This is a genomic window from Biformimicrobium ophioploci (genome assembly GCF_030270605.1).
Classification (GTDB): domain Bacteria; phylum Pseudomonadota; class Gammaproteobacteria; order Pseudomonadales; family Cellvibrionaceae; genus Biformimicrobium; species Biformimicrobium ophioploci.
The window spans coordinates 701,834-714,301 of record NZ_BSYJ01000002.1 but is presented as its reverse complement, the minus strand read 5'-3'; the positions used below and the strand labels follow the sequence as shown (position 1 = coordinate 714,301).

Below are 12,468 nucleotides of genomic sequence, written 5' to 3'. Positions count from 1 at the left end.
CAGCCCCCGTTACGCGATTGACAGCAGCTGGTCGCCAACGGCAACTGCGTCGCCTTCCTTGACCACCACTTCAGTAACCGTGCCGGCTTTCGGCGCGCTGACCTCGGTTTCCATTTTCATGGCTTCCATGACCAGCACCGTCTGCCCCTCGGCTACGGTCTCACCCGGCTTTGCCAGCACTTTGAAAATATTACCGGCGAGCGGCGCTTTGACCGGCTCGCCGCCGCTTACCGGGGCCGCAGCGGAAACCGTTGCAGCGCCGGCAGAAAGTGGCACCAGCCCGGTGATGTCCCCGCCATCGGAAACCGTCACGGTGTATTTTTCGCCCTCCACTTCAACGGTGTAGATCTCTTCGCCAGCATCGCTGGTCACAGCATCAGATTCCTTTCCAGTCGGGACCGGTTCAAAGGCATCCGGATTACCGCGATTCTTCAGGAACTTGAGGCCGATCTGCGGGAACAGCGCGTAAGTCAGGACATCGTCTATCTCGCCTTCACCGGTGCTCAGGGAAAGCCCGTCTTCCGTAGCTTTCTGCTTGAGCTCCTCTGTCAGTGCGGACAGCTCGGGCTTTATCAGGTCAGCCGGACGACAGGTAATGACCTCCGCGCCGTCCAGCACGCGCGCCTGCAATTCCTCGTTTACCGGCGCTGCAGTTGCACCGTACTCACCCTTGAGTACGCCCGCGGTCTCTTTGGAAATGCTCTTGTAGCGCTCCCCGGTAAGTACGTTGAGCACCGCCTGGGTGCCTACAATCTGCGAGGTGGGTGTCACCAACGGGATAAAGCCCAGGTCTTCGCGTACCCGGGGAATTTCTGCAAGTACATCATCCAGGCGATCTCCCGCGCCCTGTTCACGCAGCTGGTTTTCCATATTGGTGAGCATACCGCCCGGCACCTGGGCGACCAGAATGCGGGAGTCCACCCCTCTCAGGGAGCCTTCGAACTTCGCGTATTTCTTGCGCACCTCACGGAAATAAGCCGCAATTTCCTCCAGCAGGTGAATATTTAGGCCAGTGTCGCGATCAGTTCCTTCCAGAATTGCCACCAACGCCTCGGTCGGGCTGTGACCGTAAGTCATGGACATAGACGAGATGGCAGTATCGACATTGTCGATACCTGCCTCCACGCACTTGAGTGCTGTAGCAGTAGACAGGCCTGTGGTTGCATGACATTGCATGTGGATCGGGATATCCACCGCCGCCTTGAGGCGCTTGACCAGCTCATAGCCCTCGTAGGGACGCAGCAGGCCGGCCATATCCTTGATCGCAATCGAGTCCGCCCCCATATCTTCGAGCTGGCGCCCCATTTCCACCCACATATCCATGGTGTGTACCGGGCTCACGGTATAGGAAATCGTGCCCTGCGCATGCTTGCCAACCTGCTTTACCGCACGCAATGCAGTTTGCAGGTTGCGCATATCGTTCATCGCATCGAACACACGGAAGACGTCGACCCCGTTGACGGCCGCACGCTCGACAAATTTCTCGACGACGTCATCCGCATAGTGGCGATAGCCGAGGATATTCTGACCGCGGAACAGCATTTGTTGCGGTGTATTCGGCATGGCTTTCTTGAGTTCGCGGATACGCTCCCAAGGATCTTCGCCGAGGAAACGGATACAGGCATCGAACGTGGCCCCGCCCCAGGTTTCCAGGGACCAGAAACCCACCTGGTCAAGCTTTTCCGCAATCGGCAGCATGTCATCGAGACGCAGGCGTGTCGCAAACAGGGATTGGTGTGCATCACGCAAAACAACGTCAGTAATGCCCAGAGGCTTTTTTACATCACTCATGGCAAATTCCTAAGACCAATTATCTTTTAATGTGTACGGTTTATACGGACGCTAGTCGCGATCCTTGCGCTTACGATGCTGCGCAATCGCGTCCTTGATGATGGCGAGTGTTTTCTCGCTGGGCAGCTGCCCCTTAGACGCAGGTGCTTTTGCAGATGCGGCAGGTGCTGGCTCGGCTTCCGGGAAAAAGCCGGTGATGATCCTGGACATGAAAGTGGTGACAAACACCAGTAGCAGCAAGAAAACAAATACTGTCCCCATGCCATACAGCATCAGGTCTACACCCTGCTGCCAGAGTCCCTGCTCCATAAATCCCCCTGAATCCTTTTCGACCGTTATAAACACTGCACTGAAACAGTGATGACCCGCGTCGTTCTTGCGACATTTATTCTGGGCCGTTTTTGTGAACACGCATTATTGATAAAAAACCCTTTAAGAATCAATGGTCAACAGGTTTCAGCTGAAACGTTGGTTCCTACTCGACGGCTCAGCGGTCATACTATTTTCTGGTACCATCCGCCGGGTTTTTAACCAACAGACTGTTTCGATGCCAACCGATATTCCCCGACAGGACATTACCCGCCAGCCTGATGCCACCGCGCCCCTGCTGGTGCAGGCACCCATGGAAGGCGTAATCGACCACCATGTGCGTAAACTCTTGTCCGAAGTCAGCGGTATCGACCAGTGCGTGACCGAATTCCTGCGCATCACCCATACAAAGTTGCCGCAGCGCGTCTTTCTGCGTATCTGTCCTGAGCTGGCCAACAACGCGCGTACGGCCAACGGTACCCCGGTCAAGCTTCAGCTACTCGGCGGCAACCCGGAAAACATTGCCTACCACGCCGCCAAAGCGGTGGAATTTGGCGCGCAGTCCATCGACCTGAATTTCGGCTGCCCGGCCAAGTCAGTGAACAACAGTGATGGCGGTGCGTGCCTACTGCGCGAACCCCATCGGGTCGAGTCGATTGTCGACGCTGTGCGCAAGGCCCTGCCCGACCAGATACCGCTGTCAGCCAAGATCCGGCTTGGCTACGAGGACCGCAGCAGCTACCTCGATAATGCCATGGCGGCGCAAAACGGCGGCGCCGATACCCTCGCCGTCCACGCGCGCTCCAAGGTCGATGGCTACAAGCCCCCGGCCTACTGGGAGTACATTGGTGAGATCCGGGAAAAGACGTCGATGCGGGTCATCGCCAACGGCGATATCTGGACACTCAAGGACTTTATTCGCTGCCGCGAAGTCACCGGCTGCGATGCGTTTATGTTTGGCCGCAGCCTGCTGGCCACCCCGGACCTCCCCAACCAGGTCCGGGCCTACTGTACCGGGCAGGCATATTCGCCCATGCCCTGGTCGCAGGTTGCTGCCCTGCTGTGGGAATACTATCTGGTTACCAAAGCTGACTACCCGGCCAAACACCTCGGCAACCGGATCAAACAGTGGCTGGTTTACCTGAGCCAGACCTACCCCCAGGCACGGACTTTCTTCGACGAGCTCAAGCGACGCCGGAGCGCTGATGAAATCGAGGCCGCCTTCGCCCCGCAACTGGCTACCGCAGCCTGACAGCAGTGGGTACAGCATTGGCCTAAAATTAATTTGGGCGCAGGTGTTGCATTCAGAACATATAGCGGTAGAATGCGCGCCCAGTCGAGTTGAGAAGCAGCCCGTCAAAAAAGGTAAGCTGCGGTTTTTAAAAGGGTTTTTCGAAAAACCTGCAAAAAAACAGTTGACTCGGCAACGGCAACTCTCTATAGTTCGCCACCACAAACAACGCACTCGTAGCTCAGCTGGATAGAGTACTCGGCTACGAACCGAGCGGTCGAAGGTTCGAATCCTTCCGAGTGCGCCATACGAAAAAGGCCTGATCCTAACGGATCAGGCCTTTTTCGTATGCTCTACTGGAAAGTATGAGAACCGCAGGTTCGAGCCGGAGCGCACGCAGTGCGCGGAGACCAGCGAGCAGCTTTGCTGCGAAGCTCATCCTTCCGCCACACTTCCCAGCCCCCCGCTCGCGCCGAGCCCGAAGGGGCCAAACGCGCCACAGCGTGTTTGGGGTTAATCCCCCCTTCCCAACTCTTCACCCATTAAAAGAACGGCACCTTTAGCTGTATCAGGTCAATCCCGGTATTGATGGGATATATCTTTCCACTGGAATAATGGTTGTACTCAATCTGGAAGTGCCGGAAATCTATCCCGAAGCCACTGCGAAAATTAAACTCCCCCACCAGAGGGGAATCCTCGATGTAGGCAACCCCCAGGCGACCGTAGAGGTCACCCTGCCACAACTTCCAGCCCGGCTTGAACAGGCGCGAAACAGAGCCGCCATACCCGAGGCGATTCTGGTCGCCGCGCTTGGTATCCCCGTGACCGAATATGGTCCCGCCAAGCTCCCAACGATCGTACCGGAGCGCTATCTCGGCAACGGCCGAATCTGACGTCCTGATTGCCTGCCCGAGGCTGAACGTCGCCCCGAAATTATCCGGTTTCCTGTCTTCCGCCGAAACCACAACGGGAACCAGTAGTGGGATCGCCAAACCAACCGATGCGCACCATCCCTTGCAACGCCTGTAATCCATAACTCCCCGCAGCGCGCCATACATGCCTCAATCGACACATATGGTACGAAAATACCAATTTCAGAAAGCGGAAAAATTATAGCAACGGCAGAAATCGATTCGGCGACACATATAAATGTACCGCCAGACAATCTATTACAGCGCCAGAAATGGCGTCAGACACAGAAGGGATACCGGAGCCTGCCTCACGGCCTCCAGGTCAAACTTCCGAGTTGCGGGTTAACGGCTCGCTCTGGCTATCCCAGAATTCACTCAGGTAACGCACAGCACCGGCCAGCGTACAGTTACACTCGGAAATTACCGCCTTGAGGATCTTCGCGGACGGAAGGGAATCCCGGCTCTGTTTTGAAAAAGCGGGCGCAATCAAAATGATCAACTGCTCCGCAGAGCGCAAGCCGAGCCTGCGCAGAATCGCATTTAATTGATACTCACTCACAACCCATCTCCATGGCGCAATAAACCAAGCACGTCCCGTGTGCTTTTGCGTAAACCTGCTCGACGCTCGCGGAAATGGATGGCTGAAATACCCCTCAGCACCAGCCATAACTCCCGCCAATAGCGCCATTAACGCGAACCCTATCACACTTTTTCGTGATATCGGGGGAGAAACAGCGATCTGTAATGGAATGTAATCGAGGGAGGGAAAATATGCGCTCCAACTGGAACGCAGGTGCAGGCTAAGAAGGTTACCCGTGCCGTTATATGACCATCGTCCATAACGGCGCCGTCGCCAATAACTAGATGATGACTTTCTCGCGCAGTTTGGCCGCAGCAACCTGCAGCGCCTTCAGCACCTTGTCTTTGTCGTAGTTACGCACCTTATCGAGATCCAGGTGCATGGAAAAACCTGGCGCATGGTCCTCGATATAACTCTGGTCGCGGCCAAGGTTCTTGCGCATATCGATCACCTGATAGACCTTGACCGGCGCACTGAAACCCTTGACCGTTACATGCCCCTTGTCGCGGCAAAGGACAGAGTTCTTCACCAGCGACCAGGTCTCATGGCTCACCAGGATTTCTCCGGGTTCCGCCGCGCTCTCCAGGCGACTGGCCAGGTTCACATGGGTCCCCAGTACCGTATAGGTCTGGTGGTTGGCAGTGCCGAACACCCCTACTGTGCAGTAACCGGTGTTGATGCCGATGCGAATCTGCAGCGGCCGGGAAATTCCCTTGTCGAACCACTCCTTCTGCATTTCCGCCGCACGTCGGCGCATGGCGATGGACATAGCGATGCAGCGCAGGGCATCCGACTTCGGTCCCTTGCTGTCATCATCTCCAAACACCACCATCAGGGCATCACCGATGAACTTGTCGATGGTGCCACCAAACTGCGCGGCGATTTTCGACATTTCCGTCAGGTAACTATTCAGCAGCTCGGTCAGGGTCTCCGCTTCCAGTTCCTCTGTCAGCTGGCTGAAATCCTTGATATCGGAGAAGAAGACCGTCAGCAGTTTGCGATCGGTGGCCAGCTCCTGCTCCTTGCCGGTCGTAATCGCGCGCCACAAACGCTGCGGTAAATAGCGGGACAACTTGTAGGTGCGCATCTTGGATATACGCTGTTCGTGGCCGAGGCGACTGTTCTCTATGCGCAGATTCTTGATTTGTTTGTGGGTATAGAATGCATAAGCGCAGAAATAGGTGAAGACACCGATCAGGCTGGCGGCGCTGATACTGAGGTCTGCCGTCACGACTACATCTGGTCGGTACGCCATGTAGCCGGCCGCAATACCGAGAATCAGTGCCGTGTTGTGTTCGAACCAGCGCCGGCCGCCACCCTGGTTCAGGGCGTTGAACTGCACCATGATGACAAACAGCAGACTCGGCAACGGGTTGAAGTTGGTCAGCGCCACCGCGCCGCCGATCAGGCCGGCATCTGTAAAGGCGAGGAGATTCTTGACCGACTCCGCCTTCTCCGGCTTCGCCGTCTTAACCAGCCGCACCGCTATCACGATGTAAATCAGCAGGAAGATCGCCATCCCGGCAACCACCAGCTTGTCCGACGTCCAGTTGGAGGACCAGTCGATACTATTGAGCAGCGTACCCGACGCTGCAAAGCAGATCAGCGCCCGAAAATAGTATGGGTACAGTGTCTCGGCCGTCAGGCCACGATTGTCAGGATGTTCTTTCAGTTTGAGCATTATCTGGATTGGTTTGGTCGGTACGTGTGCAGTACTCAATGACCGGGCGCAAAACTAGCTACGCCCGAGCCGGAGACCATTTTTTATACAGCTCGTTGGTTACAAATTGTTGTTGTTTTTCCTAATTGAAAGATTGTACAGGACTCATCGCGCGCCACCTACCTCAAAACACAAAATTCCCGCGGGCATTATTGGCAAGCGGGCCCCATCGCGTAGAATGCGGCGTTCCGAGGATTTAGACGAGCTTCACTTTATGGATGCTATCTGGGCACTGCATAACCGCGTTTCTGTAGGGCAGCTGAAAGAACCTGCACCCAACGCAGAGCAGCGGCAACGTATATTCCGCGCGGCATTGCGCGCAGCCGACCATGCCAACCTGCGCCCGTGGCGTTTCCTCGTAGTGGAAGGCGACGCGCGCGCGGCCCTGGGAGAAGTTTTCGTGCAGGCCTGCAACGCACAGGGCGACATGAGTGACTTCCAAGTCGACAGAACCCGCGGCCTGCCGCAGCGCGCACCACTGATTGTCGTAGCCGTTACCTGCACTTCAGAGCACCCCAAGGTGCCATTAATTGAGCAGCGCATGTCTACCGCCGGCGCGGTTCAGGCCCTGCTCACCGCCGCGTTTGCAGAAGGCGTCGGCGCCTACTGGCGTACAGGTGACCTGGCGTTCAACCGGGACGTCCACGACGGCCTGGGCCTTGCCGCTAACGAAGAAATCGCCGGCTTCATCTACATGGGCACTCCGAAGAACCCGCCTCGTGAAGCCCCGCAACTGGCGGTAGAAGACTACTTCTCCAGCTGGACCGCCAAGTAACCGGATTTTTTCCAAAACGGGTTGCGCAACGGCTATCGTTTGTGTAGAGTTGCGCCCTCGTTGAGTGAGGCCTATGTGCCTGATTCAAAAGGATTTTGTCTTTAAGGCAGATCCTCTCCGGTGAGGTGTCCGAGTGGCTGAAGGAGCACGCCTGGAAAGTGTGTATACGGAAACGTATCGAGGGTTCGAATCCCTCCCTCACCGCCACCTTCTCTAAACCCTTGATTCTTAAGGGCTCTCTCCTCGGAGAGGTCTAAGCTTGCTACAATTGCTACATAAAACGGTGTCTGATTGCTACACAATCGGAGATCAAGCATTGTGGCAGGCTTTGCAATCATGAAAATCCATCAGCGCAAGAACGGTTACTGGTATGTGCGTAAGCGTGTGCCTGATGCTGTCCGTGAGATCATCGGCAAGTCCGAGTTCCTCGAGTCGCTGAAGACCAAGAACAAGGCTGAAGCAGCCGCCCTCGCTCCCCAGGTTATCGCTGAGATCGACAAGAAGATCGCAGAGGCGCGCCTTAAGCTGCAGCCAAAGCGTCATGACAGCCTGAAGCTCAAGCCGAAAGACCATCATGTCCTTGCTGACATGTGCATCGCCTACCAGATCGAGCAAATGGAAGACGCTGATCACATCGTTGATTACGTCAGCTACCTCCACGATCTGACACCAGACATGGCGCCAAGTAAGAAGGCAGCAGACCGCTTGCTATTGGATTTCCTGACAGCAAAGAAGATCGCACTGTCACCCAAAAGCAAAGGGTTCGCAGATGTCAGTAAGGTAATCGTCAGCAAGTGGGACAGCCTGCTCTTCGCACTGACACACCGAGGTGCTGACAAGTGGACAACACCGGCAGACATCTCCCTGAATGCAGAGCATCTCTCTGATGCCGCCCGTCTATTAGTTGACGATGCGCTCACGATCTCTGAACTCTACGAGCAGTACAAGGCTGAGGAGTTCGCGTACAACCCTGAAAGCAAGAAGGCAGCACTGGCGAAACGCTTCCGTGATCTTGATCAGGTCTCCCGCTGGTTCATTGAGCATCTTGGCGACGATGTGCCTGTACAGCAGGTGACCAAGCAGCAGGTCGGCGCATTCATTACCAAGATGGGACAGCGACCGAAGACGAAGAAGCCTAACATCAAAGCTCTACCGCTTTCCGAGCAGATACAGTGGGCGAAGGATAACGATCAGGAGACAGTTGCCCTGACCACGACACAGAAAGATGTGAAGCTGTTTCAGTCCGTCTTCTCGTTCGCGGTCGATAAGCACTACCTCAATAGCAATCCATTCTCTGGAGCGTTGAGGCGGGTTGATCGCCATGTAGCTAAAGCGCCAGCCAAGAAGACAGGCTACTCAGCCGCTGACCTGAAGAAGGCATTCGGTAGTGTTGTATTCAGTGAACGATACAAGCCCAGCAGGAAGGCAGACATTGACTACGGTCTCGCCACCTTCTGGATACCACTGATCGCCTACTACACCGGAGCAAGGCTCAATGAGATTGTACAGCTGCATCTGGTCGACGTACGCGAGGAGGACGGTATCTGGTGTTTCGACATATCACCGAATGATACTGACAAGCGAACCAAGAACGGCAAGGCTCGCCTGGTACCCGTTCACAAGCACCTGATTGACCTGGGCTTCCTTGAGTATATCGAGGAAGGCAAGCGACAGCATAAGCAGCACAAGACAGCCACAAGCCACCGCGTGTTTTCCATGCTGCAGCCGAACAAGGACGGCGACCTCTCTTCAGGTATCAGCAAGATTCTTGGTCGTCGCCTAAAGCAGGCCGGAATTACGTCAGGCATTCAACCGATGCATGGCTTCCGTCATTACATCAAGACTGTTGCTCGTCGAATGGGAGTGGCAGAAGATGTACACGATGCAATCACAGGACACTCCGGCACTTCCGTTGGTCGTGGATACGGTGGGATAGAAACTGATACCGCTAATGCCGTGATACAGAAGATCGATAGAGCCAAGATTCCAGTCTCCCACTTCAGGAATCTTGAGGACTGAAACAGCAGCCGGTAGTAGATACAACACAAGATTTGTTACTGGCTGTTATTTGTACACCCGTAGTGAATTGTTGTTATTTGTGGTTACAGACTGGCTACAGCTTGACACAGCAATAACAGACTAATCCTCAGGATATCTTGAGGATATTATCTTAGGAAAAGATTGTATAAGATTGATTACTACTAAGAATAGGATCGAAAGGAGAACATTATCATTCTTTAAGATATCTTGGGTCAAAGATATTAGAGAGTGTAAGACCTCTCAGCGGCCAAAAGCAGTGAATCGCCAGCAAGGCGCCTGAGAAGCCGCCCAGTAGACACGACTACACAGCAGTACGTTGCCTACACTTTCGCTTTAATCGCCCTCAGAATGGCTTACAGAGCCTCTCAGACACTCCTGAGCAGCCCTGCTGAGCTTGGCGCATCAGTCACCGCCTAATCACTCCCTCACATCCCCAGTGTATAGATGAAGGAAGACCGGAACCACCGGCCTCCTCCTGGTCATCCTGAAGATGCCACAGCACAACCCTACCCGCTGATCAGATAATTGCGTGAATTGACCGAAAAGCGGATAGAAGTTGCACAAGTTGAGGATAGGCATGACCGAAGGTCGGAGCGTAGCGACAGCAAGAACTACAACTGGTGGACACCACCGAACCAACCATGAGCAGCCTTGAGATCGCTGAGATCGTTGAGGCTCGACACGACAGCGTGAAGCGAACCGTAGAAAGGCTCGCTGATCGTGGACTTATATCCCAACCACCAATGGTGGACGGGCCTCAATCAGCCAATGGGGTAGTGACCAAGGTCTACCTGATCAACCAACGAGACAGCTACGTAGTCGTCGCTCAGTTATCACCTGAGTTCACTGCGCGTCTTGTGGACAGGTGGCAGAGCCTTGCGGCTCGACCAATCTTCGATTGTGTCAGCGGTGATCAGAGCCACTGCCAGCATGGGACTGTTAGCACTGCGAAGACTTGGAGCTTCTCGAATGCTGTAGCAGGCAAAGTGTGGACATGTATGAGTACAGCGGTGAGCAGAAGGCAGGCAATCGCTATTGGCATACGCTTACGTCCGACCTGTCTGCATCCAACGGCGACAGCGGTGCGCAAGCTCAGCGAGGTCACTCATGTCACCCTGTACAGCACCGACCATGACTGAGTTGATCAGTTGACGGGACTGACTACCGTAAGCCGGTACAGCCTTGGAATAGCGAGCCAGGTCATCAGCATCGATGTCACCGAAGCCCAGCGCCTCGAGCTTGTCATCTACGGAGTCCATCGCATGGGCTACGACATCCTCATACAGTTCCTGGATGTCCTGCTGTGTGACACCTGACTCAGGGTCTACCAGCTTGTGCGCAGCCATAACTGCAGTAGGGTCACCGTTCATGAATGATGAGAGGGAAGTACTGAATTCCTGGTTACCGATATGGTCTCGCATCCATGCCATGTGCTTGGCTGTTGGAGAGTCATAAGCAGTCTCCTGCTGGTAGCGGTGGTCAGGATGGATAGCCCCCAGGTCACCGTGTTCCTGCTGCATGTAGACAGCATGTTGTTCAGCGGTAATGACACCAGCCTTCAGCTGATCATTGAGGGAGTTCAGGTACTTCTGATTAACACCGCGAATACTGACTTCAGCAGCATCGTTATACGGGTCGACAGTCTCATAGTTGGGACGGCCAGCCTCAGGGCGAGCGGTAGGTTGTACATCTGTAGCGCGGCGCATACCTGCTACCAGTTGTGAGCGAATATTAGTCATGTGTTCTTCCTTTGGTTGTTTATGGGAACTTGAAGATTCTTGGCAAACTTGCCTTGTAATTACGGTTGGTTACATCTGTGAATATCTGATCAATACAGAACTTAACGATGAACTCAGCATCTACTGGTTCACCCTTGAGCCTGCTGAAGTGATCGATGAGATATGACAGTCGTTTACCTGTAGCGGTAGGACTGAAATGAAATGCAACACGGTCTGAGAAAGGGATGTGAGAGGCTGTGTAAGGCTCTACAGGTGTAGGTCGGTCATGGTGGGACAATCGATCAATGACGACCACCATTCCGCTTAGGGACGACCACAAAGCCCTTGATAATGTCGCTCACCAATTCCCTCACAGGAACCTTTCGATCTCGACGCTTCTGCTCGACATCCTGAAGAGTGCTAAGGATTGTTGCTACCTCAGCATCGACATCAGCAATGAGCTTGAATGGGGTGTTAGCGGCAATACATTTGTAGTGTTCAGTACGGATATACATTGGGGGAATGCTCCTGATAATTGGTAGTAAGTTATTTTTACGAAAACAAATGGGGGAACCTGAGGATGTTGAGGAATCTTCAGGAACCTGAGGAGGTAAGTTACTTTTGCTTAAAAAAAGGTGAGGCCTCTCCCCAAGAGGTGGATGGGATAGGGAGAAGCTCCACAAGCTCAAGCATCAAACTAAGAAACAATGAGAAACAATTGTTATGACGATACCCTGACCGGCAGGAGTCCCACACCAGAGCCTCCTACGAGGTGATCGCAGCCAAGACATCGTCATAAAGATTGTTCACACAAAGGTAGCTGCTCTGAGCCATGTACGATTGTGCGGGGGAAGAACACATGAACCAGATGTCCTGAGGACTTCAGCAGGTGGTTATCACCAATTGAATTACAGGAACAAAGAGATGTGTACACAACCCAGTGCAGCTTGGAAGATACCTCTATTGATTACTGCTACCACCATTGCCTACGCAATCCTGGCGAATGCTAAGGAAGGTAGGAGACAAGCAATGAGCAAGAGGTATGAAGAGGGGAATGGTGTTCCCAGGCAATCTGAGACACTCCTAAGGAATCTTAATCATTCCTTTCCAATTCTTCTTCCATAGGCGCGGCTGATCGATTTACCAGTCTACCCAGGACTTCTTAGGCAACGATATTCCTCCTGCATGCTCCACAAAGGTACGTAGTTCCGCCTCTAGAGCATCCTCCAAACGGGCCTCTTCCAGCTTCCTGGCATCAGCATCCATCTGTTCAACCCAGTAGCTAACCATCATGGCAAGACAACGATCTGGTATAATGTGGGCAAGAACAACAATGAGAGGGAAAGGCATGCACTACGTTTTGGCTCGAGCAATCATGGGCGTCATCGGCACC

General features: G+C 54.1%; 11 protein-coding genes and 2 tRNA genes. 6 read left to right on the top strand and 7 right to left on the bottom strand.

Translation table 11 applies throughout. The features are described from left to right. Positions 1-9: 9 nt before the first annotated feature. Together oadA and QSJ80_RS06510 are read right to left on the bottom strand one after the other, a co-directional pair. On the bottom strand, positions 10-1,791 hold the full coding sequence (gene oadA / locus QSJ80_RS06515; RefSeq protein WP_285763597.1) for a sodium-extruding oxaloacetate decarboxylase subunit alpha: 1,782 nt from the start codon (positions 1,789-1,791) through the stop codon (positions 10-12). A 51-nt stretch (positions 1,792-1,842) separates the two neighbouring features. Then, on the bottom strand, positions 1,843-2,100 hold the full coding sequence (locus tag QSJ80_RS06510; protein ID WP_285763596.1) for an OadG family transporter subunit: 258 nt from the start codon (positions 2,098-2,100) through the stop codon (positions 1,843-1,845). Positions 2,101-2,413: 313 nt separating this feature from the next. On the opposite strand from QSJ80_RS06510, the gene QSJ80_RS06505 reads away from it, so the two are divergent. Then, on the top strand, positions 2,414-3,352 hold the full coding sequence (locus QSJ80_RS06505; protein WP_285763666.1) for a tRNA dihydrouridine synthase: 939 nt from the start codon (positions 2,414-2,416) through the stop codon (positions 3,350-3,352). A gap of 209 nt (positions 3,353-3,561) precedes the next feature. After that, a tRNA-Arg gene (locus tag QSJ80_RS06500) sits at positions 3,562-3,638 on the top strand. A 235-nt stretch (positions 3,639-3,873) separates the two neighbouring features. Here the strand turns inward: QSJ80_RS06500 and QSJ80_RS06495 are convergent. The 3 genes from QSJ80_RS06495 to QSJ80_RS06485 form a co-directional block, all read right to left on the bottom strand. Next, a complete protein-coding gene (locus QSJ80_RS06495) occupies positions 3,874-4,365 on the bottom strand; it encodes a hypothetical protein (RefSeq protein WP_285763595.1) in 492 nt (163 codons plus the stop codon). A gap of 199 nt (positions 4,366-4,564) precedes the next feature. Next, positions 4,565-4,801: a hypothetical protein gene (locus QSJ80_RS06490; RefSeq protein WP_285763594.1), complete on the bottom strand. Its 237-nt coding sequence runs from the start codon at positions 4,799-4,801 to the stop codon at positions 4,565-4,567. Between the two features lie 301 nt (positions 4,802-5,102). Then, entirely contained in the window at positions 5,103-6,503 is a 1,401-nt protein-coding gene (locus QSJ80_RS06485; RefSeq protein ID WP_285763593.1) for an adenylate/guanylate cyclase domain-containing protein, read from the bottom strand. Positions 6,504-6,756: 253 nt separating this feature from the next. Here QSJ80_RS06485 and QSJ80_RS06480 point away from each other — a divergent pair, with 253 nt between their 5' ends. The 4 genes from QSJ80_RS06480 (at position 6,757) to QSJ80_RS15625 (ending at position 10,496) form a co-directional block, all read left to right on the top strand. Next, on the top strand, positions 6,757-7,317 hold the full coding sequence (locus tag QSJ80_RS06480; RefSeq protein WP_285763592.1) for a nitroreductase family protein: 561 nt from the start codon (positions 6,757-6,759) through the stop codon (positions 7,315-7,317). Positions 7,318-7,436: 119 nt separating this feature from the next. Next, a tRNA-Ser gene (locus QSJ80_RS06475) sits at positions 7,437-7,524 on the top strand. Between the two features lie 111 nt (positions 7,525-7,635). Further along, positions 7,636-9,336, top strand: coding sequence for a site-specific integrase (locus tag QSJ80_RS06470; protein WP_285763591.1), 1,701 nt, complete (start codon positions 7,636-7,638; stop codon positions 9,334-9,336). 662 nt (positions 9,337-9,998) lie between these two features. Next, a complete protein-coding gene (locus QSJ80_RS15625) occupies positions 9,999-10,496 on the top strand; it encodes a Rha family transcriptional regulator (RefSeq protein WP_352176214.1) in 498 nt (165 codons plus the stop codon). Here QSJ80_RS15625 and QSJ80_RS06465 read toward each other — a convergent pair. Together QSJ80_RS06465 and QSJ80_RS06460 are read right to left on the bottom strand one after the other, a co-directional pair. Next, entirely contained in the window at positions 10,404-11,096 is a 693-nt protein-coding gene (locus QSJ80_RS06465) for a hypothetical protein (RefSeq protein WP_285763590.1), read from the bottom strand. The two genes, QSJ80_RS15625 and QSJ80_RS06465, sit on opposite strands and share 93 nt — an antisense overlap. Positions 11,097-11,377: 281 nt before the next feature. Next, entirely contained in the window at positions 11,378-11,590 is a 213-nt protein-coding gene (locus QSJ80_RS06460; protein ID WP_285763589.1) for a hypothetical protein, read from the bottom strand. Positions 11,591-12,468 lie beyond the last annotated feature (878 nt).

Bases quoted from the DNA above. Each gene is read 5' to 3' on its own strand.
- oadA (WP_285763597.1), bottom strand. From the start codon at position 1,791: ATGAGTGATGTAAAAAAGCCTCTGGGCATTACTGACGTTGTTTTGCGT.
- QSJ80_RS06460 (WP_285763589.1), bottom strand. From the start codon at position 11,590: ATGTATATCCGTACTGAACACTACAAATGTATTGCCGCTAACACCCCA.
- QSJ80_RS15625 (WP_352176214.1), top strand. From the start codon at position 9,999: ATGAGCAGCCTTGAGATCGCTGAGATCGTTGAGGCTCGACACGACAGC.
- QSJ80_RS06485 (WP_285763593.1), bottom strand. From the start codon at position 6,503: ATGCTCAAACTGAAAGAACATCCTGACAATCGTGGCCTGACGGCCGAG.
- QSJ80_RS06510 (WP_285763596.1), bottom strand. From the start codon at position 2,100: ATGGAGCAGGGACTCTGGCAGCAGGGTGTAGACCTGATGCTGTATGGC.
- QSJ80_RS06495 (WP_285763595.1), bottom strand. From the start codon at position 4,365: ATGGATTACAGGCGTTGCAAGGGATGGTGCGCATCGGTTGGTTTGGCG.
- QSJ80_RS06465 (WP_285763590.1), bottom strand. From the start codon at position 11,096: ATGACTAATATTCGCTCACAACTGGTAGCAGGTATGCGCCGCGCTACA.
- QSJ80_RS06505 (WP_285763666.1), top strand. From the start codon at position 2,414: ATGGAAGGCGTAATCGACCACCATGTGCGTAAACTCTTGTCCGAAGTC.
- QSJ80_RS06480 (WP_285763592.1), top strand. From the start codon at position 6,757: ATGGATGCTATCTGGGCACTGCATAACCGCGTTTCTGTAGGGCAGCTG.